Here is a 25,970-nt window from a genome sequence, read left to right on the forward strand (position 1 = left end):
GCCGCTGCCGTGCCGGTTCAGCGGGAGACGCGCACCGAGGCGAAGCGGCCGACGACCGAGCCGCCGCAGCGCTCGGCGGCCAGCGCCGAGGCGCGTCCGGGCGGCAGGGGAACGCCGCCACGCGCCGCCGTGCGGTCGGGCAGATGCGGCAGCTCGCCCGGCGGCGTGTGCAGGCGCTCGGACAGGTTGCTGACCAGCGCCCGCAACCGGCGATTCTCGGCTTCCAGCTCCTTCATCTGCATGACGGCCGGCGCGCTCAGCCCGCCGAAGCGCCGCCGCCAGCGGTAGAAGGTGCGCAGCGACACCTGCGCGGTGCGACAGATCTCGCCGACCGGCACCCCGGCATCGGCTTCGCGGATGAGGTGGATGATCTCGCTGTCGGTGAACTGCGAATGCCGCATCGGATCGTGCTCCGGGATCGTCGACGGTCGCGTTCCGTTATGGGGATGATCCCCGCTGGCGCTCGGCCGACATGCGGCGGCCGCCAGCCGCACATCGTTTAAGCGTGCGATTAATATGAGCAGTACCATAGACCATCCCTCTTCGCGAGGAATGAGTTAATTTCGATGCGGTTACCTCGCCGGGAAGGCAGCGTTTGCACCCGCTGCGACGGGACAGGTCGCCCCCTGGTCCGGCGGCGACCGCGGTGGCGGCACGTGCGCCGATGGCAATCCTGCCAGAATGCCCCGGCGAGGCCGCCGGTTGGCGCGCCTTTGGGCAGGGCTGAACATTATATGAAGTTGCGCGCGAGGCCTCGCTCAACAGAATTCAGGACATCTCCGAACATGAGGTGTCGTCCATGCTCAAGTTTTCGCGGCGTTCATTCCTGCAGGCAAGCGGCCTCGCCGCCGCCGGGCTGGCTTCCCCCATCGGAATGCCGGCCATCCTCCGCACTGCGCAGGCCGCCGGTCCGGTCAAGCTGGGCTGCCTGTTCTCCTCGTCTGGCACCATGGCCAATCTCGAGGGCCGCCTGAACTACGTGGTGAAGATGGCCGCCGACGAGATCAACGCCAAGGGCGGCGTGAACGGACGCACCATCGACGTGCTGGTCTCCGACCCCGCCTCCGACTGGCCGCTCTATGCCCAGTCCGCCAAGCAGATGCTGCAGCAGGAGAAGGTCTCCGCGCTGTTCGGCTGCTGGACCTCGGTGTCGCGCAAGACGGTGCTCCCCGTCGTCGAGCAGGAGAACGGCCTGCTCTATTACCCGCTGCATTTCGAAGGCGACGAGAATTCCAAGAACGTCGTCTATGTGAACTCGCCGCCGGCGAGCTCGGTGCTGCCGGCGGTCGATTATCTGATGGGCGACGAGGGCGTCTCCGCCAAGCGCTTCTTCATGCTCGGCTCCGACTATGTGTGGCCGCGCACCATCAACAAGCAGCTCAAGGGCTACTGGAAGTCCAAGGGCATCCCGGAGACCGCCTGGAAGGAGGAATACGTCCCCTTCGGCTTCTCCAACTTCCAGACGCTGGTGAACCAGATCCGTGCCTTCGCCGACCAGGGCGGCGGGCAGCCGATCGTGGTGCTGACGGTGGTCGGCAACTCGATCCCGGACTTCATGCGCGAATTCGCCAACCAGGGCATTCTCGCCACCGACATCCCGGTGCTCGGCCTCGACATGGTGGAGGCCGACCTCGAGGGCCTCGACACCACCAAGCTGGTGGGCCACCTCAATTGCTGGGCCTATCTGCAGAATGCCAAGGGCCCGGCCAACGAGACCTTCCTGAAGAACTGGGCGGCCTATGTGAAGGCCAAGAACGTGCCGTTCAAGGGCGACGTCTCCATCGACCCGATGGTGTCGGCCTACGACTCGGTGCACCTGTGGGCCATGGCGGCGGCGAAGGCCGGCTCCTTCGACGTGCCGGAAGTGACCAAGGCCTTCAACGGTCTCAGCTTCGACTGCCCGTCGGGCTACAAGATCGCGATGACCGGCGAGAACAACTACGTTTCTCGCGGAGTGTTCATCGGCTCGGTCAACGACAAGCAGGGCTTCGACATCCTCTGGCAGTCCAAGGACACGCCGAAGCCGGTGCCGTTCAGCCCCTACGGCTGATCGTCGTCGCCTCTTTCCCCGATCCCTGCAGCGACGGCCGTCCTCGCCCGATGGCGGCCGTCTTGAGTGCCCGATGAAGCGCTGGTTCCTGCCCATCCTCATGGCCGCCCTCCTGGTCGCGCTGCCGGCGAAGGCGGCGCCGCTCGACCGCGCCGGCCTGGTGCGGAATCTGTGCGGCAATGCGGGGCAGATGGGCGAGGCGGCGGCGGCGCTGACCGCGACGGCGGCCTCCGGGACCGGCGAGGACCGGATCTGGGCGACGCCGCTCGCCCGCGCGGCGATCGACCGCAAGCTCGCCTGCGACGATGACGGGGCGGTGCTGACGGAGGACGGGCTCGACGCCGTCGCCCGCCTGCCGCGCGCGGCGGCGGGCACGGCGCGCCTGCCGGTTCTCAGCCTGAAGAACCGGGCGGTGTTCGAGCTCGCCGATGCGGCGTCCGCGCTGCGCTCCGCCCCTGGGATCGGCCAGCGCGTGGCGGCGCTGCGCGCGCTGGAGCGGCGTCCCGCCACCATACCGGAAGGGTTGCTCGACGCCGCCGCACAGGCCGAGGCCGATGCCGGCCTCAGGGCGCAGATCGAGATACTCGCGCAGACCGCCGCTCTCAATGCCCCGGATCCCGCGGTCCGGCTACGGGCCATCGGCCGCGTTGCCGACAATCCCAGCCGGCGCGCCCTCGCCCAGATCGCGGCACTCAGGGACGACGCGGCGTACACGGCCGACCCGACCTTCCGCACGGCGGTGAACGCGGCGACGTCGCGGATCGAGCGCGGCATCGCCGTCGGCGACACGCTGGCCGCGCTCTATAACGGGCTGAGCTTCGCCAGCATCCTGTTCATGGCCGCCATCGGCCTTGCCATCATCTTCGGCCTGATGGGGGTGATCAATCTCGCCCAGGGCGAGCTCATCATGATCGGCGCTTATGTCACCTGGCTGGTGCAGCAGGGCCTACGCTACGCGGCGCCCTCGCTGCTGGACTGGTATCTGGTCCTCGCCATTCCCGTGGCCTTCCTCGTGACCGCCGCCATCGGCATCGTGCTGGAGGCGACGCTGCTGCGGCATCTCTACAAGCGCCCGCTGATGAGCCTCCTGGCGACCTGGGCGGTGAGCCTGTTCCTGGTCAACCTGGTGCGGGTGATGTTCGGCACCCAGAACCTGCAGTTCGAGACGCCGTTCTATGTCTCGGGCGGCGTGCCGGTAATCGGCGATTTCATCTTCACCTGGAACCGCATGTTCGCCATCGCCTTCGCCGCGGCGACGCTGGCGCTGACCTGGGCCGTGGTGCGCAAGACGCCGCTCGGCCTCAACATCCGCGCGGTGACGCAGAACCGCGACATGGCCGCCTGCATCGGCATCCCGACCCGGCGCGTCGACATGATGGCCTTCGGCCTCGGCTCCGGCCTCGCCGGGCTGGCGGGATTGGCGCTGTCGCCGATCTACAGCGTCAATCCGCAGATGGGCCAGAACTTCATCATCGACAGCTTCATGGTGGTGGTGCTCGGCGGCGTCGGTACCATTGCCGGCACGGTGGTCGCCGCGCTCGGCATTGGCCAGATCAACGTGCTGATCGAGCCGCTCTGGGGCGCGGTGGCCGCCAAGGTGATCGTGCTGCTGATGATCATCGCCTTCCTGCAATGGCGCCCCGAGGGGCTGTTCGCCGTGAAGGGGCGCCGCAAATGAAACGCTGGACCGCCGACCGTCCCTTCCTCGCGCTGGTCGTGCTGCTCGCCGCCGTCGCCGCGGCGATGCCGGTATTGGCCGGCACCTCGCTGGAGATGTCGCGCTATCTCACCAATGCCATCGGCCAGCTTGCCGCCTTTGCCGTGCTGGCGCTGTCGCTGGATCTCATCTGGGGCTATCTCGGCATCCTGTCGCTCGGCCACGGCCTGTTCTTCGCCATCGGCGGCTATGTCGTCGCCATGTACCTGCTGAAGCATTCCTTCGAGGTGACGGGCACGGTGCCGGACTTCCTCCAGTTCATGGGCTGGAAGGAGTTTCCCTTCTACTGGGCGGGTTTCGATGCCTTTCCCTACGCCCTCGTGGTCGCCGTCGCGGTGACGACGCTGATATCGGGCGTGTTCGGCTATGTGTCGTTCCGCTCGCGGGTGGGCGGCGTGTATTTCGCCATCATCACCCAGGCGCTGGTCTATGTCGCCATGCTGCTGATGTTCCGCAACGATACCGGCTTCGGCGGCAATAACGGCATGACGGGATTTTCCGTCATGTTCGGCTGGCCGATAGGCACCGGCTCGATGAACACCGCGCTTGCCGTCGCCTCGCTGGCGGTGCTGGTGCTGGTGCTGATCGGCTGCCGCTGGCTGGTCGGCAGCCGCTTCGGCGCGCTGATGCTGGCGACGCGGGACGACGAGACGCGGCTGCGCACGCTCGGCTACGAGACGTTGCGGCTCAAGCTCGTGGTCTGGTGCCTCTCCGCCCTGATCGCGATGATCGCCGGCATGCTCTATGTGCCGCAGGTCGGCATCATCAATCCGCGCGTGCTGTCGCCGGAACTGTCGCTGGAGATCGCGGTGTGGGTCGCCATCGGCGGGCGCGGCCATCTCGTCGGCGCGGTGATCGGCGCGCTGCTGGTGAACGCGGTGAAGTTCTGGCTCTCCTCGGCGGCGCCCGATGTCTGGCCCTTCATCCTGTCCGGCCTCATCGTGCTGGTGGTGCTGGTATTCCCGAACGGGCTGATCGACCTTGCCAGGCTGCGGCTGGTCCGCCCCATGGGAGCGAAGCGGCTCGCCACGGAGATCGGGGAGGCGCGCCCATGAGCATCACCGCACTGCTCGTCGACGGGATCACCGTGCGCTTCGGCAGCTTCCGGGCGATCGACGACCTTTCGCTCGCCATCGACTATGGCGAGGTGCGCGCCGTCATCGGCCCGAACGGCGCCGGTAAGACCACGCTGCTGGACGTGATTTCCGGCATCACCCGGCCGAAACAGGGCCGCGTGCTGCTCGACGGTGCGCTCGACGTCACCCGCCAGAGCGACTCCGCCATCGCCCGCGCCGGCATCCGCCGCAAGTTCCAGAAGCCGAGCGTGTTCGAGGGGCTGACAGTGCGCCAGCATATCGGCATCGGTGCCGATGTCGGCTTCCGCTCGAACCTCGACGGCCCGGCGCTGGATGATCGCATCGGCGAGGTTCTGGAGACGGTCGGCCTCGCCGATCAGGCGCATCGGCTCGCCGGCGAGCTCGGCCATGGCCAGAAGCAGTGGCTGGAGATCGGCATGGTGCTCGCCTCCGATCCGAAGGTGCTGATGCTCGACGAGCCGGTCGCCGGGCTGACCGACGAGGAGACGGAGCGCACCGCCGCGCTGGTGCGCTCGCTCAAGCGGCCGGACCGCGCCATCGTGGTGGTGGAGCACGACATGGATTTCGTCGAACGCATCGCCGACCGCGTCACCGTGCTGCACGAGGGTCGCACGCTGTTCGAGGGATCGATGGACAAGGTCCGCGCCGATGAAGGCGTCGTCGACGTCTATCTGGGGCGCTGATCATGAGGTTCCGGGTCGAGACGCTGGATCAGCATTACGGCTCGGCGCAGGTATTGCGCCATGTCGGCTTCGAGATCGCGCCCGGCGAGTGCCTGGCGGTGCTCGGGCGCAACGGCGCCGGCAAGAGCACGCTGCTGAAATGCATCATGGGCGTGCTGGCGCCGAGCGCCGGCCGGGTGCTGCTGGACGATGCCGACGCCACGGCGTGGTCGCCGAACCGCCGCTCGCGCGCCGGGCTCGCCTATGTGCCGCAGGGCCGCGAGATCTTCTCCGAGCTGACGGTGGGCGAGAACATCGAGGCGGCCGCCCGCGCGCACGGCACCTACGGCACCGCGGTCGTGGAGGAGGCCATCGCCCTGTTCCCGATCCTGCGCGAGATGTGGAAGCGCTCGGGCGGCGCGCTGTCCGGCGGGCAGCAGCAGCAGCTCGCCATCGCCCGCGCACTGGTCACACGGCCGCGCCTGCTCATCCTCGACGAGCCGACCGAGGGCATCCAGCCCAACATCGTCGCCGCCATCGGCGAGGTGCTGCGCTCGCTGAAGGGGCGGATGTCGATCCTGCTGGTGGAGCAATATCTCGACTTCGCCATCGAGACCGCCGACGCCTTCGTCATCCTCTCGCGCGGCTCCATCGTCGAGACCGGCCGCGCCGAGGCGATGAGCCGGGAGCATCTCACCCGCTTCATCGCCGTCTGACCCCGCCATCGCATCCCGACCCTACGCATCATCTCGAGGAGTTACGCATGTCGCGCCGCTTTGAAATCCCCTCCACGCCGGAGAACATGGTGTGGGGCTATCTCGACAGCTCGACGCCGCCCGTGCTGGAAGTCTCCTCGGGCGATGTGGTCACGCTTCACTCGTTCCCGGCCGGCGGCAAGGAGACCCTGCCGGACAACCTGCCGGTGCCGGAGGACTACAAGCTGGCGCTGGACACGCTGCCGCAGGGCGCCGGCCCGCATTTCATCACCGGCCCGGTCTATGTGAAGGACGCCCGGCCCGGCGACGTGCTGCAGGTCGACATCATGGACGTGAAGGTCCGCCAGGACTGGGGCTTCGTCTCCATCCTGCCGCTGCTCGGCACGCTGCCGGACGAGTTCACCGAATACGAGACCATCCATCCAGTGGTGGATCACGCGAAGAATGTCTGCGTCATGCCCTGGGGCACCGAGATCCCGCTCGACCCGTTCTTCGGCATCATCGCCACCGCACCGCCGCCGGCCTGGGGCCGTTGCGGCTCGCCGGTGCCGCGCGCCTTCGGCGGCAACATGGACAACAAGGAACTGCGCGCCGGCACCACGCTCTACCTGCCGGTCTTCAACGACGGCGCGCTGTTCTTCGCCGGCGACGGGCATGGGGTGCAGGGCGATGGCGAGGTGTGCATCACCGCGCTGGAGACCGGCGTGACCGGCACGTTCCGCCTCACCGTGCGCAAGGACATGGAGCTGAGCTGGCCCTTCGCCGAGAGCGCGACGCATCTCATGTCGATCGGCCTCGACGAGGATCTCGACGACGCGGCCAAGCAGGCGACGCGCGAGATGGTGAAGCACGTCTGCGAGCGGACCAATCTCTCCCGCAACCAGGCCTACATGCTGTGCTCGCTGGCGGGAAACCTGCGCGTCACCCAGCTCGTCGACGGCAACAAGGGCATCCACATGCTGCTGCCGAAATCGCTGCTCTGACCTCGGGCGGTTCGGCGGCGCCGTTTTTCCCGGAGAGGATGGGAGGCAGAGCGCTTGGGGGCACTGCCTCGGGGAGACTCAAGCGGCCATTGCCGGCTCGTTGCTCAGGCCGGCGAGCCGGGTCGACAGCATGGTCCGGTTGCTGACCTCGAGTTTCTGGAAGACGTGCAGCAGGTGCGTCTTCACGGTTCCCAGCCCGATATTCAGCGTTTCCGCGATGTCGTGATTGGTCAGCCCGTTGCCGATCAGCTCCGCGATCTCGATCTCGCGGCTGGTCAGCCCGTAGACGCTGCGCAATTGCCGATGGCGTCGATACTCGCGCCGCCGCGGGTGGTTGCCGAGGTTGAACTCGATATAGGGCTGCAGCGTCGAGGCGATCCGCAGCGTCTCCTCGGTGATGGACGGATCGCGCGAGGACTTGAGGATGCCGAGGCCGGCGAACGGTTCCTCGTCGCGCCAGAACACGAAGTCAAGCACATCGCTGACATCGCTGTCGCGCATGTAGCCGCAGTAATGCTCGAACTCGCTGGCGGGCGCGAGATGGCGGTCATGGCCCATGGTGGCGATGCGCTTGCCGGACGATACCAGCCGCTCGATGTTCAGCGGGTCGAACGGCTTCATGTCGCGGATATAGCGGTCCATGTGGCGGCAGCCGGGGCCGACGATATCGGCGACCACCATCTGGCGGCGATCGTCGATCCAGTAGAGAACGGCGGACGATGCCTGGAACGTGCCCAGCGCCAGATGGCGGATATGGGCGATCTGCTCGTCGGCACCGCACGGGGGCACATATCCCGAATTCTGGGACATTGTCTTCCTCCGCATCCAAGGGAAACCCGTCATTCCAAGCAAGAAGACTGCCAGACCCTGAAGCGAGCGCGCACGATTGCGTGTTTCAGGATGGAAAATGGCAGCATACCGAATGGCCCGATGCCAGAAGTCGCGGCGGCGGGTCGGTCTGCGCGCAGATCGCCTGCGCTTTCGGGCAGCGGGTGCGGAACCCGCACCCCGAAGGCCGCTGTGCCGGACTGGGAACGTCGCCGCGAAGCACGATCCGCTGCCTCGCGCGCTCGCGGACCGGATCGGGGATCGGGGCGGCCGACAGCAGCGCCTGCGTATAGGGATGGCCGGGTGCCTTGTACAGAAGCTCGCGCGGCGCGCTCTCGACGATGCGCCCGAGATACATCACCGCCACGCGGTCCGACATGTGGCGGACCACGGCGAGGTTGTGGGCGATGAGGATATAGGCAATGCCGGTGCGGGCCTGGATGTCCTTCAGGAGATTGAGCACACCGGCCTGCACCGAGACGTCGAGCGCGGAGACCGGCTCGTCGAGAAGGATCACGTCCGGCTCCACGGCTAAAGCGCGGGCGATGCCGATGCGCTGGCGCTGGCCGCCGGAGAAGGCGAACGGATAGCGGTCGGCCTGTTCCGGCAGCAGCTGCACCTGGTCCATTGCCCGCAGCACCCGCTCGCGGCGCGCGTCGCGGGTCAGGTCCAGCATGCGCAGCGGTTCGGCGATGTTCTCATAGGCGGTCATGCGGGGATTGAGGCAGGCATAGGGGTTCTGGAACACCAGCTGGATGTCGCGGCGATAGGGGCGCATCTGCGTGGCCGACAGGCCGGTGAGATCGGTGCCGCGGAACAGGATGCGGCCGGAGGTCGGAGCGACGAGGCCCATCATGGCGCGCGCGAGGGTGGTCTTGCCGCAGCCGGATTCCCCGACAATGCTCAGGGTCTCGCCCCGGCGCACATGCAGCGACACCCCGGCGACGGCGCCGATCGTCCCTGCCTTGCGGGAGAACAGGACGCCCTTGCGCACCGGAAACTCGACGCGCAATTCCTGCACGTCGAGCAGCGGACCGGCCTCCATCGGCTCGGCTGCGGATATCGTCATGCCGGCTCCCCCAGCAGCGTCGTGAGAGACAGTTCGTCCGCGCGGTGGCAGGCGACGACGGACGCACCGATGCGCTGCAGCGCCGGCTCGCCCACCCGGCAGGGCGGCACCGCGAAGGCGCAGCGCGGCTCGAACGGACATCCCGGCGCGCGGTCGGCGAGGGAGGGCGGCGCTCCCGGAATGGCGTGGAGGCGCTCCGCCACGTCGTCGATGGAGGGAACGGCGGCCAGCAGGCTCGCCGTGTAGGGATGGCGCGGCGTGGCGAATAGCGGCTCCACCGGCCCGCGCTCGGCGACCCGTCCGGCATAGAGCACGCTCATGCGGTCGGCGAGGCCGGCCACCAGGCCGAGATCGTGGGTGATGAGCACGATCGCCATGCCGCGCTCCTTCCGCAGCCGGGCGAAGATCTCCATGATCTGCGCCTGGATGGTGACGTCGAGCGCGGTGGTCGGCTCGTCGGCGATGAGAAGATCGGGGTCGTTGGCGATGGCGATGGCGATCACCACCCGCTGGCGCATGCCGCCGGAGAATTCGTGCGGATATTGGTCGTATCGCCGCTCCGGCGCCGGAATCGCCACCGCATCGAGCAGTTCCAGCGCCCGTGCCCGCAACTGGGCCCGCGACAGCGCCGGATTGTGCAGGCGGATCATCTCGACGATCTGCGCGCCGATGGTCTTGACCGGGTTGAGGGCGGTCATCGGGTCCTGGAACACCATGGCGATGCGCCGGCCGCGCAGCGCCCGCAGCCGCCGCTCGGGGGCGCCGCAGATCTCCTCGCCGTCGAAGCGGATCGACCCGGAGACGGCAAGGCCGCGCGGCAGCAGCCCCATCACCGCCAGCATGGACAGGCTCTTGCCGGAGCCGGATTCGCCGACCAGCCCGACGACCTCTCCCCGCTCGACGGTGAAATCGACATTGGAGACCGCCTCGCGCTCCCCCGACCGGGTCGGGATGGTGACGGCGAGGCCGCGTATGTCGAGAAGCGGAATCGCCATCGGCGTCACGCTCCCTGCCGCGTGCGCGGATCGGCCATGTCGCGCAGGGCGTCGCCGAGGAAATTGGCGCTGAGCGAGACGAGGAAGATGGCGATGCCCGGCCCGAGTGCGATCCACCAGCAATAGAAGTTGGACGCCCCCTCGGCGATCATCTGCCCCCATTCCGGCGTCGGCGGCTGGGCGCCGAGCCCGATGAAGCTGAGGCCGGCGGCGAGCAGGATCACCTGGCCGACATCCATGGTCGCATTGACGAAGATGGGGCTCCAGCACAGCGGCATGATGTGCCGGAGCAGCAGGCGCGCCGGCCTCACCCCGCCGACGATGGCGGCGTCGACATGGTCGAGCTTCTTAACGTTGAGCACCTGCGCCCGCATCAGCCGCGCATAGATCGGCCACCAGACGATGATGAGCGCGAGCGCGGTGTTGACGAGGCCGGGCCCCAGCGACGCGGCGATCGCCATGGCGAGCAGCACCGGCGGGAAGGCCAGCGTGATGTCGGCGAGCCGCATCAGCAGGTTGTCGACCACGCCGCCGAGAAAGCCGGACAGCGCCCCGATGGCGACGCCGATTCCCACCGCCACCGCGAGCACCGCGGCGGCGATGGGCAGCGAATAGCGCGCGCCATAGAGCGTGCGCACCAGCACGTCGCGCCCGAGCGCATCGGTGCCGAGCCAGTGCTGCGCACTCGGCGGCTGCAGCCTCCGGCCGGCAAGGCCGATCGGGTCATAGGGCGTCCACCATGGAATGGTGGCGGCGATGACGACCAGGGAAACCAGCACGACCCCGGCGAAGACCACCGGGACATGCCGCCAGCCGATGCGGCGGAACAGGCGGCCGAGGCCGTTCGAGATGCGGGGGCGGGAGCGCTCCTGCGTCCGGGTCGCGGGATTGAACAGCATGGTTCAGCCCGCCTCCCGCATGCGCGGATCGGCCGCCGCATAGGCGATGTCGGTCAGCAGGTTGGCGAGGAGGAAGCCGAGCCCGCCGATGATGGTCACGCCGGTGATGGCCGGGTAGTCGAGGCTGCGCGCGGCATCGACCGCATAGGAGCCGATGCCGGGCCAGGAGAAGATGGTCTCCACCAGCACCGAGCCGGTGATCAGGTAGGCGAAGGTGAAGCCGAGAATGGTCAGCGCCGGGATCAGCGCGTTGGCGAGCGCGTGATGCACCAGCACGCGCAGGCGGCCGGCGCCCTTGGCCCGCGCCATGGTGATGTAGTCTTGGCCGAGCACGTCGAGCATGCTGGCGCGCACCATGCGGGTGACGATGCCGATCACCGACCAGCCGAGCACCAGCGACGGCAGGACGAGATGGCGCAGCGCATCGACGAAGCCGTTCCAGTCGCCGGCGAGCAGCGTGTCGACCAGCAGGAATCCGGTCGCGCTCGGCGGCGCGACCGAGCGGATGTCGAGCCGGCCGGGACCGGGCAGGAGCTTGGTCTGCACCGAGAACAGGAACAGCGCGATCAGCCCCAGCCAGAATACCGGCAGGCAGGAGCCCATGAGCGCGATCAGCCTCGCGCCATGATCGGCGGGCGTGTCCTTGAATTCCGCGGCGACGATGGCGAGCACGATGCCGCCGACGGCGCCGACGATCATGGCGCAGATGACCAGCTCCAGCGTCGCCGGCAGCCGCTGGGCGAGGTCCTTCAGCACCGGCTGCTTGGTGCGGAACGAGGTGCCGAGATCGCCATGGGCGAGGTTCCACACATAGATCGCGTAGCGCTCGGGTACCGAACGGTCGAGGCCCCAGCGCGCCTTGGCGGCGGCGGCGATTTCCGGGTTGTCCAGCGCCCGCGCGCCGATGATCGAGACGAGGGGATTGCCCTTGGTGAACTGCGCCAGCAGGAAGGTCGCCGTGACGATGCCGAGCAGCAGCAGCGGCATCACGAGCAATCGCCGGAGGACGACCTTCAGCATGGCGGGGTGAGCCCTCTCACTTCTTCTCGATTTCGCCGAGCGGCAGGTTGCAGCAGGCGCTGTAGCGCACGCCGCTAACGTCGTTGCGATAGGCGAGGACCAGGTTCGGGCTGACCAGCGGCAGGATGATCTTGTCGTCGATCATCTTGAGCGCCAGGTCGCGATAGGCGGTCTCCTGCGCGGCGCCGGTGGCGGCGAGCGCCTTCTGGTACATGGCGAGCTGCTCCTTGCCGTCGAGGCCGGGCTGGCCGCCGACGCCGGCGCGCCGGGCCCAGGGCATGTCGGGCAGCATGCCGAAATACTGGATGTACTGGGCGGTGCCGTAATAATCCGGCGCGAAGAAGCCGATGGTGAAGGGCACGCCGGGGCTGTCTATATCGCTCACCCAGACGGTGAACGGCACCGGCTTCAGCGACAGCTTGATGCCGACGCGGCCGAGATCCTGCTGCACCTTCTGGGCAAGCAGCGACAGGTCGACGCCGTAGACGTTCATCGCCGGGAATTCGAGCTCCATCTCGAAGCCGTCGGGATGGCCGGCCTTGGCGAGCAGTTCCTTGGCCTTCTCGACATTGGTGACCAGCGCGGGAAGGTTCGACGTTCCCGGATAGCCGTTGGGGATCGCCGCCGGCTGCTCCTTGCCGTCGCCGCCGACGGTGAAGTCGATGATGCCCTTGTAGTCGAGGGCGAGGGCGATCGCCTCGCGGACCTCGTGGGTCAGCGGCACCGGCGCGCCCTTCGCCGCCGGGCTGACGGCGGCGTAGACGAAGTTGAACGAGGGCACCGACTTGAAGGTGCTGTCGGGCGCCGACACCGTCTTGGCGGTGTCGGGGTCGATCTGCATGGCGATGTCGGCGGTGCCGGACTGGAGCATCTGCGCCTGCGTCACCGCGTCGGCGGTCTGCTTGAGCACGACGCCGGCAACGCCGGGCTTCTTGCCGGTGAACTTGTCGTTGCGGGCGAGGCGCAGCGAATCGTCCGCCGTGTATTTCTCCAGCACGAACGGGCCGGCGCCGGCCGAATGGGCGAGGAACCAGGTGTCGGAGGTGTCCGAGGTCGCGGCATCGGCATTGGCATTGGCGCCGTTCGCCGCGGCGAGCTTGCTGTTGACGACGCCGGTATAGGGAGCCGCCAGGATGCCGAGGAATTCCGAGTTCGGCGTCTGGGTGGTGATGACCACCGTCCGGGGGTCCTTCGCCTCGACCGACTTCAGGCTGTCCATCAGATAGGCCGGGCCGCCCTTGATGTTCTTCAGCCGCTCCAGCGACCATTTCACGTCGGTGGCGGTTACCGGGGTGCCGTCGGAGAAGGTGGCGGCGGGGTCGAGATGGAAGGTGAAGGTGGTCACGTCCGGGCTCACCTCCCAGCTCTTGGCGAGGCTCGGGATGATGGTCGTATTGTCGGGTGCCAGCGTCAGCAGCGTCGCATAGACCGCCGAGAGGTAGATCTGGCAGGTGTCGCAATAGGCGCGCGCCGGATCGAGCGAGTTGATGTCCATCGCCCGCGCCACCACGAGCGGGCCGTCGGCGGCCTTCGCGCTCGGCGCGGCCATCGGCAGGAGGAACACCGAGGCGAGCAGGCAAGCCGCTGCGCTGGTGGACGGAGCAAGGCGAACATATCGGGCCATGGGCAAAGTCTCCGGGCGAATGGGCGGGGCTGAACGCTAGGCGGCAACCGGCGCGAGGGCGCGCACGGCGCGGAAACCCTGCTCGGCGGCATCGAGCGCCCGGGCGATATCCTCGGGCGTGTGCGCGGCGCTCAGGAACATGTTGTGCAGCGGGTGGAAATAGACGCCCGCCTCCAGGGCGGCGGCGCAGAAGGCGAAGCCTTTGCGTGTGCCGGGGTCGTCGTCGAACAGCACGAGCGGCATCTGCACCGGACCGGTCTGGCGGATCGGGATTCCATAGGTCGTGCTCAGCGCGGCGAGGCCCGCGCGCAGCGCCGTGCCCATCGCCTCCATATGCGCGATCGCGTTGTCGCGGCGCAGGATGTTCAGCGTCGCCACCGCCGCCGCCATGGACTGGGCGCCGCACCAGAACGAGCCGGTGGTGAAGATCGACTGGGTCGCCGCGCGGAAGCGGTCATTGCCGGTGACGGCCGACAGCGCGAAGCCATTGGCGATCGACTTCGACCAGGCCGACAGGTCCGGCCGCACGCCGACGCGCTCCCAGCTGCCGCCCTGATGCAGGCGGAAGCCGGCACGGACGTCGTCGACGATCAGCGCGGCATCGCCGGCATCGGCGGCGGCGCGGGCGGCTTTGGCGAATTCGACCGTCGGCAGCTGCTGGTCGAAGCCGTAATCGTGCTTGAAGGCGCTCACGATGATGCCGGCGAGGTCGCCCTCGGCCTGCTGTGCCGCCTGGAGCAGGCTTGTGACATCGTTGTACTCGTAGGTGAGTATGTGCGCCCGATCCTCGGCGGTCACGCCGACGAGGGAGGGCGAGCACCACGGAACCGCGCCGTGATAGGCCCCCTTGGCCACCAGGATCTTGCGGCGGCCGGTGCCGGCGCGCGCGACGGTGGCGGCGGTGGTGGTGGCGTCGGTGCCGTTCTTCTCGAACTGGGCCCAGTCGGCATGGGGGATCAGCTCGACCATCAGCTCGGCGAGCTCGACCATGGCCTCGGCCGGGCCGTTCATGGCATCGCCGCGCTGGTATTGAGCGAAGGCGGCCGCGTCGACCTCCGGGTGGTGGTGGCCGAGGATGATCGGTCCCCAGCTGCACATGAAGTCGAGATATTCGTTGCCGTCGACGTCCCAGAGCCGGGTGCCCTCGGCGCGCGCGAAATATTGCGGGTAGTTTTCCGGAAGACCATTGGCGTGCATGTGCCCCCACATGCCGCCCGGCACCACGCGCAGTGCCCGTTCCCGCAACGCGCGATCCAGCGAATTGCTCATTGCCGCCTCTAACCTGTGCATGCCTAAATTTCGGACGCAAGGGTGAGCAGGGCGGGCTGGAGCGTCAATCGACCGAAAGTAAGACATCGGCCGCCGGTGCGGGGAGGAGGTGGGCAACCGGAGCCGCTATCGCCCCGCGCCTGGGCGACCTGTGTCGTGGCGTGCGCGGCGATCATCGCTTCTGGCGAGATCCGCCGGCATTCCGGCGGCAAGGGTCGGTCGGGTCACGAAAAAGGCGCGGTCCCCAGGGATCGCGCCCGGTCGATGCGGCTATGTGCCTTTTGTCAGCGCCACTCGTACCAGCAGCGACGCACCCGGCGGCCCCAGCGGTCACGCACGGTGCGGCACACCCGTACCCGACGACGACGGCGCACGGGCGGCGGCGGAACCGGGCGGTGCCAGGGCTCGTGCCATACCTGCTCGATCGGCGTGCCGTCCGGCGTCATCGCGCTCGCGCCCGCGGATTCGGGGGCCGCGTCGGGCGGGGCAAGGTTCTTCAGCTGGTCGAGCGGCGTCGCTTCCGCCGTCGAACCGATGGCAAAGCCGGCAGTGGCTCCAGCGCCGACAAGGCCGGCAAGGCCGAGCAGAAATCCACGTCTGTCCACTTTATCCTCCCGCTAGGGCTGGACGTCGCCGCCGCGACGCCAAGCTACTCACACAGAGCCTTAACGCGCGAAGGTGATGAGGGTTTCGCCGGCCCGAAGGAAATCCTTTGCCGGGCTCGCGCCGCCGATCGTGCCTGAACACGGCAGCGCGCCTTCCGCATGGTCATGTCGGGAAATGCGGCCCCGCGGGCATCGACGCCTGCCGGCCGCTAGGTCGAACAGGTGACTTGTCGTCGACCGAATGCCGGGGAATAGTTCCTCGCCGGCCCAGAAAGGGCCGACAGCGATTCGTCGCGGTCCGATATGCCGGGCCGTCGATTTCCATCGAGGCGAACTCATATGATGCGTCCTGGTCCGGTGGGGAGATCCCGCCTGCTCGCCGCCGCCCTGCTACCTGCCCTGGTGGTCGGTGCGCCGTCGGCCCGCGCCAACGACACCGGCGCGCTGATCGGCGGCCTGGTTGCCGGCGCGCTGGTGGGCTCGGCGGTAACCGCCGCCGCCCGCCCGCGCTACTATTACCCGCCGCCGCCCCCGGTTTACTACGCGCCGCCGCCGCCGGCCTATTACGCCCCGCCACGCGGGCCGGTCTATGGGCCGGGCTATTGCGGCGCGCCGCCCTATCCGCCCTGCCGCACGCCGGTGCCCTACTGAGCTGCCTCGAGGTCTGCCGATGTTGAAAGCCGCATCTCTTCCGTTGAGCCTGCTCGTGGGCGCTGTGCTGATGGGTGGCGCCGCGCTGGCGCAGGGCGCACCGCCACCGGCCGCCGGGGCGCCGCCGGCAGGCGCCGAAGAGGAGGTGCTGCCGGCTCCGGCGGCCTGCCTGCTGACCGAGGCGTATCGCTGCGAGGCCGGCAAGACCTGCGAGAAGGTCGGCACGCTGGGCACCATCAAGCTGCCGGCGCGCGTGCTGGTCGATTTCGAGAAGCGCATTCTCGCCGGCACCAATGGCGAGGGGCTGCCGCATCTGTCGGTCATCCATTCCTTCGCGTCCGGCAGCGATAATCTCACCGCGCAGGGCGTCGATGGCCCGGTCGGCTGGATATTGCAGATGTCACGTTCCGAGGATGGGATCAGCCTGACCACCGTGTCGCACGAAGTGGTGCTGACCGGCTTCGGCACCTGCAAGCCGGCGCCGTAAGCGGGCGGCGGCTGATGGCGCTACGCGCTCTTCGCCGGTTCGGCCGGCAGCGGAGCGTGTTGCGGAGGCAATGGGGAGCGGGGGCGACCATTCCGTTTTTCGCAGCAACAGGCCGGCGGCGCGGCGTTTTAACCTGCGTGCGCCAAGTGAAGAACCAGATGAGGCGAAGGCTACGGCGTCGATCTGTCAGTAAAGCGTGCCGTGGGGATGGAGGTTGCTTTTTTCTTGGCGCCGGCGGCCATCCGTTATAGACAGCACGTCGAGCGGGCGTGGCGGAACCGGTAGACGCGACGGACTCAAAATTCGTTTCTGGTGACAGAGTGTCGGTTCGAGTCCGACCGCCCGCACCACCTCCCAATTTCCCAGGCTCTCCGCAAATGCGGGCTTCGGCGCCGCCGATCCGGCGGCCGGTCAGGCCGGCGGCGGGCAATGGCTTGCAGGCACCCCCTGCAGTCACCATCGGCAAGGCGATGAAGATGCATCGTGAGCGGCCGGGAGCCGTCCGCCGAGCTTGCAACCGTCCGGCATTCGCCGTCCATGTGACATGAGCCGGGATGCGCGCCGCCGGGCAATCGGCGAGCGCCGGCTTCGGGGATGGGCCGGGGCGATGCCGGGAGAAACCAGCGGCACTGCTTGAACGGCGCTGTTGCTTAGTCGGCTTGCATCGACCGGTCGGCGCGCGGCCGCCGTCTGCGGCTATGCCGGGGCGGGGGACACTTGGGCGGGGGATACTTGCGCGTAGCGCTGGACGACCCAGGAGCGGAAAAGCGCGATCGCGGGATCGGCCATGTCGTCGGGATGGACGGTGAGATAATAGCCGAAGCCGCTCGGGCAGGCCGCATCCTTGAACGGCGTCACCAGGCGCCCGTCGGCGAGTTCGGATGTGAACATGTCGACGTCGACCAGCGTGACGCCGCCCCCGGCGACCGCGCATTGCACCGCCATGGCTTCGGTATCGAAGGCCAGTCCGCGCACCACGCCGACATCGATGCCGCGCAGGCGGGTATAGGCCGACCAGAACACGCCGAAGGGCTCGCCCTCCAGCTTGACGTGCAGGAGCTCGTTGGTCCGCAGGAACGCGGGAAGGTCGAGGCCGGCCGCCCGCGCGGCCACATCGGGCGCGCAGGCCGGCGTCAGGCTCACCATCCAGAGCGGATCGCGGATGGCGTCGCCCAGATGCGGCCGGTCGAACACCACCGCGAGGTCGACGCTGCGTCCCGGCGGCAGGCCGATGCCGTTGCTGCTCGACACATCGATCGGCACGCCGGGAAAGGTGCGACGGAATTCGGCGAGAAGCGACAATCCGACGACGTGAAGGAAGGTCGGCGGCATGTGCACCCTGAGCACGCGCGCGCTCTGGCCGGGCTCGCGCCGCAGCACCTTCAGCATTTCCTCGATGCGATCGAAGGATTCCGCCACGACCGGCAGCAGCGCCGCGCCGGCGGCGGTCAGCAGCATGCCCTGCGGGCGGCGTTCCAGCAGCCGGCAGCCCAGATGCTCCTCCAGGCGGCTGACATGGCGGCTCAACGCGCTCTGCGAGATATGAAGGGCGGCCGCCGCGCCGGTGAAGCTGAGGCGGCCGCCGACCGCCTCGAAGGCCCTGAGCGCATTCAGCGGCAGCCAGACCCGCCCGGCGTCCGGCAGGTCGGCGTCGGCGGCAGGTGCGACCTCGGGGCGGGGAACCGGCACGCCTTGCCTCCATGCGATAGGGTCATCGAGAAAGGTCATTTGAACCGTTCCAGGGACTCTGCCAAGATTTCTCTCAAAGGGAAACAGCCATGCTTGATCTTGAGAGAATCCGGGCGCTCGTCGCCGGCCGCCGGCCGGGATACTCGTTGCCCCAGGCACTTTACAACAGCCCGGACGTGTTCGAGTTCGACATCGACGCGATCTTCGGACAATCCTGGATTCTGGTCGGCTTTTCCTGCGAGATCCCGCAGCCGCGCGGCTACCTCGCCGTTACCGTCGGCCGCTCGCCGGTGGTGATCACCCGCGACCGCGACGGCACGTTGCGCGCCTTCCACAATTCCTGCCGCCACCGCGGCGCGCAGATCTGCGCCGAGGGTGCCGGCGCGCGCGGGCGCCTGACCTGTCCCTACCATCAATGGGTCTACGATCTCGACGGCACGCTCGTGCATGCCCGTCACATGCAGGAAAGCTTCGACCCGGCGGAACACGGCCTGAAGCCGGTCCATGTCGAGAATGTCGCGGGCGCGCTCTTCGTGTGCCTCGCCGAGACCCCGCCGGCCTTCGCCCGCTTCCGCTCGCATCTGGAGCCCCTGCTGGGGCCGCATCGGCTGGAGGAGGCCAAGCTCGCGCACCAGAACACGCTCGTCGAGAAGGGCAACTGGAAGCTGGTGATGGAGAATGCGCGCGAGTGCTACCATTGCGCGGTCGGCCACCCGGAGCTGTGCCTCACCTTTCCCGTCGCCGAGGCGGTCGGAGAGCATTTCGCCAGCGAGGACGATCCGCGCCATGCGGCCTTCACCGCTCGGCTGGAAGCCGCCGGGATCGGAAAGGGACCGTTCGACGGGCCCTGGTGGCAGGTCGAGCGTTTCCCGCTCAACGAGGGGCAGCTGTCGCTGACCATCGACGGCGCGCTCGCCTGCAACAAGCTGATGGTCGACGGCGACGAGGTGGATATCGGCTCGCTCCGCTGGGCGATCGAGCCGCACAGCTTCTGCCATTCGACCGCCGACACCACCGTCTATTTCAGCGCCATGCCGACCGCCACCGGCGAGACGCTGGTGACCTGCAAGTGGCTGGTCCACAAGGATGCGGTGGAAGGCGTCGACTATGATGTCGAGCATCTCACCGCCCTGTGGAACGTCACCAACATCCAGGACCGCGATCTGGTCGAGAACAACCAGCGGGGCGTCAATTCCGTCGGCTACACGCCCGGACCCTATAGCCAGAGCGACGAGTCCTACGTGCTGCGTTTCATCGACTGGTACTGCGACAAGGCGCTGGACTTCGTCGCCGCGCGCACGGGCATCGACAAGCGGCCGATCGCGCTGCGCGCCGCCCCGGACGATGCCGCGCCGGCCCCGGTCGACATGCCGCCCGTCCTGCCGGCGCTGGAGACCGGCGAGCCCGAGGCGACGCGCCGTTGAGTACCGACGCGCCGCCGGACCCCCTGCATCCCGACACGCTCGTCGTCGGTTTCGGCTACGATCCGCAAACGGCGTACGGCGCCGTGAAGCCGCCGATCGTCCTGACCTCGACCTTCGCCTATCCCTCCGCCGCGGCGGCCAAGCAGGCGCACCGTGATTATTTCGATGGGGCGGTGCCTGGACGCGAGGCGCCCTTCATCTATGCGCGGCTCGATCATCCCGGCCTCGCGCTGCTGGAAAAGCGGCTCGCCGCGCTCGACGGTGCCGAGGAGGCGGCCGCCTTCGCCTCCGGCATGGCGGCGATCTCGGCGATCTTTCTGGCGTATCTCAAGCCGGGCGACAGCGTGCTGCACACGCGGCCGCTCTATGGCGGCACCCACGGCCTGCTGCAGGGGCCGATCGCCGGTATCGGCGTCACGCCGGTCGCCATCGAGGACGGCCTCGACGCGGACAGCGTCCGCCGCGCCGTCGAGACCGCCGGGCGGCATGGGCCGGTCGGCGTCATCTTCATCGAATCGCCCGCCAACCCCACCAATGGCATCGCCGATATCGCGATGATCGCCCACGCCGCCGACGATCTGGCGGGGCGGCAGGGCGGTCGGCGGCCGGTCGTGGTGGTCGACAACACGTTTCTCGGCGCGCTGCTGCAGGCGCCGCTGCGGCACGGGGCCGATCTCACCGTCACCTCGCTCACCAAATATGCCGGCGGGCACAGCGACCTCGTCGGCGGCGCCATTGCCGGCCGTGCCGGGACGGTCGGCCCGCTGCGGCGGCTGCGCACACTGCTCGGCACCCATCTCGACCCGTTCACCAGCTGGCTGACGCTGCGCTCGCTTGAGACCTTCCCGCTGCGCAATCGCCGCGCCAATGCCAATGCCGTCCTTGTCGCGGCCTTCCTGCGCGACCATCCGAAGGTCGAGAGCGTCAGCTTCCTCGGCTTTCTCGATGCCGGGTCGCCGGCCCGTGCGGTGTTCGACCGCCAATGCGCCGGCGCCGGCTCGACCTTTTCCTTCCGCATTCGCGGCGGCGAGGCGGAAGCCTTCGCCATGCTCGACCGCCTGAGGGTGTTCCGCATGGCGGTCAGCCTCGGCGGCACGGAAAGCCTGATCTGCCATTCCGCTACCACGACGCATTATTCGGTGCCGGAAGCGTTGCGCCGGGAGGTCGGGGTGGACGACGCCACCCTGCGCATCTCGGTCGGCATCGAACATCCCGACGACCTCGTGGCCGACCTCGCCGCAGCCCTTGACGCGATAGCTCCGGACGCCATTCCATGACCCGCCTGATCCTGCCCGCTCCCGACCGCTACTCGATCGCCGGCAAGACCGGAGCGCCGGACGAGCGTGCGGAGCTGGTGGTGGTCGGTGCCGGCCCCGCCGGCTGCGCGGCGGCGAGCGAAGCCGCCAGGGCCGGGGCGAAAGTGGTGCTGATCGACGAGAACCCGGTCGCGCCCGGCCTTATCGGCATGGACGTGCCCCTGCAGTTCGGCGGCCGGGCGAGCGCCGCCGTGCAGGCGCCGGAGCGCCTCGTCGAGCGTGTGCTGGAAGCCAATCCGGCGCTCGGCGAAGCCTGGGAACTGGGTGTCGATGTGCGCCTGTCCACCTATGCCTGGGGCGCCTGGGTGAACGGACCGGGGTTGCGGTCGCTGTCCACCGGCCTTCTCGGCCTCGCGGACGAGACCCGGAGCTGGCTGCTCGGTTTCGACCGGCTGATCCTCGCCACCGGCGCGCGGGACCTCAACCTGTCCTTTGCCGGCTCCGACCAGCCGGGGGTGATGGGCGCGCAGGCGCTTCATGCGTTGCTCTCGGTCTATGACGCCTTTGCCGGGCGCCGGCTGGTCATCCTCGGCACCGGCGACCTCGCCATCGGCACCGCCGAACTGGCGCTGGCGCGGGGACTGGAAGTGGCGGCGTTGGTCGAGGTGCGCGACGCGGGCGTGGGCGATGCGGCTCGGCTCGCCGCTCTCGCGGCGCAGGGCATCGAGATCATCACCGGGCATGTGCCGCTCGCCGCCGAGGGCGGGCCGGATGGCGTGACCGCCCTGGTGCTCGTCGATGCGGCGACGCCCGAGCATCGGCGCAGCATCGCCTGCGACACGGTGTGCCTGGCGGTGGGTGCGGTGCCGGTCATCGAGCTTTTCGACGTGCTCGGCGCCAGGCGGATGATGGTGCCCGAGCGCGGCGGCCATGTTCCCGTCGTCGACGCGGCGGGCGCGACCTCGCTCGGGGAGGTGTTCGCGGCGGGCGATTGCACCGGCCTCAACGGCGACGCCGTGTCGGCCGGCCGCGCCGCCGCCCGGGCGGCGCTGGTCTCGCTCGGCAGGCCGGTCGACGGCGCCGATTCAGGCTTGGCCCCGCCGCCGCCCGGCCCGGACGCGCTCGCCTACCAGCTCGACTGGGCGCGCGCGCTGCTCGCCACCGGCGGACCGGACGTGCTGGCCTGCATCTGCGAGGACGTGACGCGCGGCGAGCTTCTCGCCGTGCAGCCGCCCCGCTATCTCGGCTGGAGCTCCAACGCCATCGCGCAGCGCGACCTCGGCACGCTGGCGCAGGACGGGCCGCTCGACCAGGACCAGATCAAGCGGTTGACCCGCGCCTGCATGGGCGCCTGCCAGGCGCGGCGCTGCCGCGAGCAGGTGGCGCTGATGATGGCGCTCGGCGGCAACGTGCCGGCGGAATCGATCCCGCTCGCCGGCTACCGCGCGCCGGTACGGCCGCTGCCGCTCTCGGTTCTGGCCGATCTGAACGAGAGCCCCGGCATGGCGGAGGACTGGAACGTCTGGTTCGGCATCGTCACCCAGTGGATTTCCTACGACGACATCGGCACCGAGCGCGAAGCCGAGCAGCTTCGCGCCGGCATGCCCTATTGAGGATGCCGGCAATGTCGAAAACGGGCAGTTCCGTCGTTGTGGTCGGCGGCGGCGTCACCGGTCTGTCCGCCGCCTGGTGGCTGGCGCGCTCCGGCGTCGATGTGACGGTGCTGGAAAAGGGCATCGTCGGTTTCGAGGCCTCGGGACGCAATGGCGGCGGCTGCACGCATTACCAGAGCCCGCTCTTCCATGAGGAACAGCGGCTGTGGCCTCACATGGACGAACTGCTCGGCTATCCCACCGAATACCAGCGCGGGCGGCTGGTGTTCCAGGTCGACGAGCGCAAGGCGAATTTCCACGAAGGCCTCGCGATGCGCATTCCCGCCGGCTACGCGTGGGAGGTGCTGGACGGAAGGCAGGTGCGCGAACGGGTGCCGCTGGCGGGCGACAATGCCGTCTCGGGCGTGCTCTTGCATTTCGGCGGCCATGCCAACCCGCAGCGCACGTCGCAGGCCTATGCCTGGGCGGCGCAGGACCATGGCGCGCGGATCCGCCAGCATGTGGCGGTGCGCGGCTTCGCGATGGAAGGCGGTCGCGTCGCCGCCGTCGAGACCTCCGAGGGGAGCTTCGGCTGCGATGCGCTGGTGATCGCCGCCGGTCCGCAGACCGGGGCGCTGGCCGCCATGCTCGGGCACGACCTGCCGATGGCGCCGGCGCGGGCCGAGATGATCGTCACCGAGCCGCTGCCGCTGATGCCGATGGGGGGCGTCGACGGGCACGGGCTCTATGGAAGGCAGACCCTGCGCGGCAACCTCGCCTATGGCGGCGGCCCGCATGAATGGTACGACGAGGTGCCTCTGGACGGTCCGCCACCCCGCCCGTCGGGCAGCGTCCTGCGCAGCCTTGCCAAGCGTGTCGCCGAATTGCTGCCGCGCGCGGCGCATGCGCGCGTCATCCGCAGCTGGGCGGGGGTGATCGAGAACACCCCGGACGGAAGGCCGGTGATCGAACGCCTGTCCTCGCCCGACAATGTGACGCTCGCCACCATGTCGAGCGTCGGCTTCGGCCTGTCGCCCGCGAGCGGCCACGCCATCCGCGACCTCGTCCTCGACGGGGCCTGTTCCTTCACCGATCTCGGCAAGCTGTCGCTCGGCCGCTTCAAGGGCCTGTCGCCCGACTGGCGGCGAGAGCTCAACTGGCTGCCGCCGGAACCCTCCGCCAAGACCGAAGGCGTTATCCTCTGATGTCGAATTCCCGCGGCACTGTGATCGTGATCGGCGCCGGCATTGCCGGCCTCTCCACCGCCTGGGCGCTGCAGCGGCGGGGCTTCCGCGTCGAGCTGTTCGAGCAGGGGCCTATCCCGAATCCGCGCGCGACCTCCTATGACGAGCATCGGATCACCCGCCACGCCTATGGGACGCTGGAAGGATACGGCCTTCTGATGCCCGATGCCTTCGCCATGTACGAGCGGATGTTCCAGGACATCGGCGCCGACCATTTCGCCCGTTCGAAGGTGGTCTATTTCCTGCGCGAGGAGGTCGGCTGGTACGAGCCGACCGTCCGTACCCTCACCCGCCTCGGCTCGGGATTTCGCGACATCCCGCTCGCCGAGATGCATGAACGCTTCCCCATGGTCGAGACCGAGGGGCTGACCCGCGTCGTCGAGACCGACGAGGGCGGCATGCTGTTCCCCATCCGCATCCTCACCGATCTCACCGTCGCGCTCGGCAATCGCGGCGTGCGCTTCCATGCCGACAGCCGCGTCTCGGAGATCGATCCCGATGCCGGCATGGTCGTCGCCGGCGGGCGCGAATACCGCGCCGACCATGTCGTGGTCGCGGCCGGCGCCTGGGTGAACAAGCTGACGCCGCTGCTCGGGGAGACGATGGTGCCCTCGCGCCAGGCGGTGATGTATCTCGCGCCGCCGCCGGAACTGGCGCAGCGCTGGGCCGAGGCGCCGGTGCTGATCGACATGGGCCTGCAGAGCGGCACCTACACGCTGCCGCCGCGCCGCGGCACCCGCCTCAAGGTCGGCGACCATGTGTTCACCCGTTCCGGCGATGCCGACGGCGACCGCATCGCCGCCGACGCGGATGTCGCCCGGCTGGAGAGCGCGGCGCGCCTCGCCTATCGCGATTTCGACCGCTACCAGGTGCTGGAGCGCAAGATCTGCTTCTACACCGTCACCCGCGACGATTCCGAGCGCTTCGCGGTACGGCCGTGGGGCACGCGGACATGGGTGGTCAGCGCCTGCTCGGGCCACGGCTTCAAGCTCGGGCCGCTGATCGGCGACGGTGTCGCGGCGGCGATCGCCGGCGATCGCTCGCCCGAGGAGACGACGCGCTGGGCGGCCGGCCTGCTCGGCCTCGGGGAGACGCGGGCGCCGTCGGTGTCCGAGCCCGCCGCTTAGAGCGATTCCGGTGAATTCCAGTTTACCGGAATCGCTCTAAGTCTTTGTCGATACGCATTTTCTTCACGCGAACCGGTACCCACTTCGCTCGAAAATGCACTAGGCCACCTCCCGCGCGAGCGCGGAGAGAATCTCTGGCACGCCGGTGGGCTGTACCGTGCTCGCGCGGATGAGGTCGTCGAAGCGCTGGTTCAGCAGCCGGACATGCTTGGTCGCGGTGAAGACGAAGAACAGCCCCCCGGTATAGAGAATGGCGCGCTGCGGGCCGAATACCGTGAACGGCGCGGAATAGGTGTTCCTGAGATCGAACAGGTGGACGCGCAGGCTGGGATAGATGTCGCGGCAGGCCTTGCTCATGGCGTGAAGCTGCTCGCGCCGCAGCGCCGCCGGCAATCGGTCCCACTGCGCCTCGCCCCGCGCGAAGGCCTGCAGTCCCTGGAGCGACAGGCAGGCCTCCTGCGAGAGGTCGGAGCTGCGCATGCTGGCGAGCCGTTCCTCGGCCCAATGGACGCTGGCGCCGATATCGATCTCCGGCCAGCCGGCATATTCATAGGCGATGACGTCGGCGAGCTTGAGGAAGTCCGGGAAGCTGCGGGGCACGGTGCGGATCGAATAGCCGGCATTCTCGGCCTCGGCATACCAGCGCAGGAAGCGGTCGTCGGTCGGTGAGCCCGCCTGTCCCTCGACGCGCACCTGCTCGACCACGTCGGCGCCCTGCCTCTCCTGGCTGGTCAATCCGAGCAGCCAGTCGACGGAAACGCCATAGCGCGTCGCCAGCACCGCCAGCGTCTCGGCGCGCAGCAGCCGGTCGCTGGCCGGCGACAGGACTTGCGACAGCGTCGAGCGGTCGATGCCGAGCGAACCGGCGAAGGCGGCCGGCGTCAGGCCCGACCGCTTGATCACCAGGGCCAGGCGCTCGTGGAAAACCTGGACCACCTGCCGTCTCACCCGGCAACCTCCTCATAA

Annotated in this window: 24 protein-coding genes and 1 tRNA gene; 14 read left to right on the top strand and 11 right to left on the bottom strand. The window is 68.8% G+C overall.

Annotation, left to right across the window (positions count from 1 at the left end; all coding sequences use genetic code 11):
- Positions 1–17: 17 nt before the first annotated feature.
- Entirely contained in the window at positions 18–401 is a 384-nt protein-coding gene (locus tag AC1RU4_RS16020; RefSeq protein WP_492892105.1) for a transposase, read from the bottom strand.
- A gap of 398 nt (positions 402–799) precedes the next feature.
- On the opposite strand from AC1RU4_RS16020, the gene AC1RU4_RS16025 reads away from it, so the two are divergent.
- The 6 genes from AC1RU4_RS16025 to AC1RU4_RS16050 all read left to right on the top strand — a co-directional run bounded on the left by AC1RU4_RS16025 (position 800) and on the right by AC1RU4_RS16050 (position 7,225).
- Positions 800–2,050 (top strand): transporter substrate-binding protein, encoded by a 1,251-nt coding sequence (locus AC1RU4_RS16025; protein WP_492892106.1) that lies wholly within the window; start codon positions 800–802, stop codon positions 2,048–2,050.
- 73 nt (positions 2,051–2,123) lie between these two features.
- Positions 2,124–3,728, top strand: coding sequence for an urea ABC transporter permease subunit UrtB (gene urtB, locus AC1RU4_RS16030; protein ID WP_492892107.1), 1,605 nt, complete (start codon positions 2,124–2,126; stop codon positions 3,726–3,728).
- Positions 3,725–4,822, top strand: coding sequence for an urea ABC transporter permease subunit UrtC (gene urtC, locus AC1RU4_RS16035; RefSeq protein ID WP_492892108.1), 1,098 nt, complete (start codon positions 3,725–3,727; stop codon positions 4,820–4,822). Before urtB ends, urtC begins: the two co-directional genes overlap by 4 nt.
- Positions 4,819–5,547 carry an urea ABC transporter ATP-binding protein UrtD gene (gene urtD, locus AC1RU4_RS16040; RefSeq protein WP_492892109.1) on the top strand — a complete coding sequence of 243 codons (729 nt, stop codon included), beginning with the start codon at positions 4,819–4,821 and terminating at the stop codon, positions 5,545–5,547. The genes urtC and urtD overlap by 4 nt, the downstream gene beginning before the upstream one ends.
- Positions 5,548–5,549: 2 nt before the next feature.
- Positions 5,550–6,242: an urea ABC transporter ATP-binding subunit UrtE gene (urtE, locus tag AC1RU4_RS16045; RefSeq protein WP_492892110.1), complete on the top strand. Its 693-nt coding sequence runs from the start codon at positions 5,550–5,552 to the stop codon at positions 6,240–6,242.
- A 47-nt stretch (positions 6,243–6,289) separates the two neighbouring features.
- On the top strand, positions 6,290–7,225 hold the full coding sequence (locus tag AC1RU4_RS16050) for an acetamidase/formamidase family protein (protein WP_492892111.1): 936 nt from the start codon (positions 6,290–6,292) through the stop codon (positions 7,223–7,225).
- A gap of 78 nt (positions 7,226–7,303) precedes the next feature.
- On the opposite strand, the gene AC1RU4_RS16055 is transcribed toward AC1RU4_RS16050, so the two are convergent.
- The 8 genes from AC1RU4_RS16055 to AC1RU4_RS16090 form a co-directional block, all read right to left on the bottom strand.
- Positions 7,304–8,035: a helix-turn-helix domain-containing protein gene (locus AC1RU4_RS16055; protein WP_492892112.1), complete on the bottom strand. Its 732-nt coding sequence runs from the start codon at positions 8,033–8,035 to the stop codon at positions 7,304–7,306.
- 85 nt (positions 8,036–8,120) lie between these two features.
- Entirely contained in the window at positions 8,121–9,122 is a 1,002-nt protein-coding gene (locus AC1RU4_RS16060) for an ABC transporter ATP-binding protein (RefSeq protein WP_492892113.1), read from the bottom strand.
- Positions 9,119–10,117 (bottom strand): ABC transporter ATP-binding protein, encoded by a 999-nt coding sequence (locus tag AC1RU4_RS16065; protein ID WP_492892114.1) that lies wholly within the window; start codon positions 10,115–10,117, stop codon positions 9,119–9,121. Before AC1RU4_RS16065 ends, AC1RU4_RS16060 begins: the two co-directional genes overlap by 4 nt.
- 5 nt (positions 10,118–10,122) lie before the next feature.
- Complete coding sequence (locus tag AC1RU4_RS16070) at positions 10,123–11,016, bottom strand: ABC transporter permease (protein ID WP_492892115.1); 894 nt, start codon at positions 11,014–11,016, stop codon at positions 10,123–10,125.
- Between the two features lie 3 nt (positions 11,017–11,019).
- Entirely contained in the window at positions 11,020–12,036 is a 1,017-nt protein-coding gene (locus AC1RU4_RS16075; protein ID WP_492892116.1) for an ABC transporter permease, read from the bottom strand.
- A 16-nt stretch (positions 12,037–12,052) separates the two neighbouring features.
- Positions 12,053–13,660: an ABC transporter substrate-binding protein gene (locus tag AC1RU4_RS16080; RefSeq protein ID WP_492892117.1), complete on the bottom strand. Its 1,608-nt coding sequence runs from the start codon at positions 13,658–13,660 to the stop codon at positions 12,053–12,055.
- Between the two features lie 36 nt (positions 13,661–13,696).
- The gene (locus AC1RU4_RS16085) at positions 13,697–14,929 is read right to left on the bottom strand and encodes an aminotransferase class III-fold pyridoxal phosphate-dependent enzyme (RefSeq protein WP_492892118.1); all 1,233 of its coding nucleotides are present in this window, start codon (positions 14,927–14,929) and stop codon (positions 13,697–13,699) included.
- A gap of 284 nt (positions 14,930–15,213) precedes the next feature.
- Positions 15,214–15,534 carry a hypothetical protein gene (locus tag AC1RU4_RS16090; protein WP_492892119.1) on the bottom strand — a complete coding sequence of 107 codons (321 nt, stop codon included), beginning with the start codon at positions 15,532–15,534 and terminating at the stop codon, positions 15,214–15,216.
- A gap of 339 nt (positions 15,535–15,873) precedes the next feature.
- Between AC1RU4_RS16090 and AC1RU4_RS16095 the strand changes: the two genes are divergently transcribed.
- From AC1RU4_RS16095 to AC1RU4_RS16105, 3 genes are all read left to right on the top strand, one after another.
- Positions 15,874–16,185: a hypothetical protein gene (locus tag AC1RU4_RS16095; RefSeq protein WP_492892120.1), complete on the top strand. Its 312-nt coding sequence runs from the start codon at positions 15,874–15,876 to the stop codon at positions 16,183–16,185.
- A 55-nt stretch (positions 16,186–16,240) separates the two neighbouring features.
- Positions 16,241–16,672, top strand: coding sequence for a hypothetical protein (locus tag AC1RU4_RS16100; protein ID WP_492892121.1), 432 nt, complete (start codon positions 16,241–16,243; stop codon positions 16,670–16,672).
- Between the two features lie 263 nt (positions 16,673–16,935).
- Positions 16,936–17,022: transfer RNA gene (locus AC1RU4_RS16105), tRNA-Leu, on the top strand.
- 346 nt (positions 17,023–17,368) lie between these two features.
- Here AC1RU4_RS16105 and AC1RU4_RS16110 read toward each other — a convergent pair.
- Entirely contained in the window at positions 17,369–18,361 is a 993-nt protein-coding gene (locus AC1RU4_RS16110) for a LysR substrate-binding domain-containing protein (protein WP_492892123.1), read from the bottom strand.
- An 89-nt stretch (positions 18,362–18,450) separates the two neighbouring features.
- Between AC1RU4_RS16110 and AC1RU4_RS16115 the strand changes: the two genes are divergently transcribed.
- From AC1RU4_RS16115 to AC1RU4_RS16135, 5 genes are read left to right on the top strand one after another with little or no spacing between them, the layout of a single operon-like run.
- Entirely contained in the window at positions 18,451–19,785 is a 1,335-nt protein-coding gene (locus AC1RU4_RS16115; protein ID WP_492892124.1) for an aromatic ring-hydroxylating oxygenase subunit alpha, read from the top strand.
- Positions 19,782–21,062 (top strand): cystathionine gamma-synthase family protein, encoded by a 1,281-nt coding sequence (locus tag AC1RU4_RS16120; protein WP_492892125.1) that lies wholly within the window; start codon positions 19,782–19,784, stop codon positions 21,060–21,062. Before AC1RU4_RS16115 ends, AC1RU4_RS16120 begins: the two co-directional genes overlap by 4 nt.
- Positions 21,059–22,654, top strand: a complete 1,596-nt coding sequence (locus AC1RU4_RS16125; RefSeq protein WP_492892126.1) for an FAD-dependent oxidoreductase — start codon at positions 21,059–21,061, stop codon at positions 22,652–22,654. Before AC1RU4_RS16120 ends, AC1RU4_RS16125 begins: the two co-directional genes overlap by 4 nt.
- Before the next feature lie 11 nt (positions 22,655–22,665).
- A complete protein-coding gene (locus AC1RU4_RS16130; RefSeq protein ID WP_492892127.1) occupies positions 22,666–23,838 on the top strand; it encodes an NAD(P)/FAD-dependent oxidoreductase in 1,173 nt (390 codons plus the stop codon).
- Positions 23,838–25,004, top strand: a complete 1,167-nt coding sequence (locus AC1RU4_RS16135) for an NAD(P)/FAD-dependent oxidoreductase (protein WP_492892128.1) — start codon at positions 23,838–23,840, stop codon at positions 25,002–25,004. Before AC1RU4_RS16130 ends, AC1RU4_RS16135 begins: the two co-directional genes overlap by 1 nt.
- Positions 25,005–25,103: 99 nt before the next feature.
- On the opposite strand, the gene AC1RU4_RS16140 is transcribed toward AC1RU4_RS16135, so the two are convergent.
- Positions 25,104–25,940, bottom strand: coding sequence for a helix-turn-helix domain-containing protein (locus AC1RU4_RS16140; RefSeq protein WP_492892129.1), 837 nt, complete (start codon positions 25,938–25,940; stop codon positions 25,104–25,106).
- Between the last annotated feature and the right edge of the window lie 30 nt (positions 25,941–25,970).

The organism is Ancylobacter sp. GW821-FHT10E12 (genome assembly GCF_058809335.1).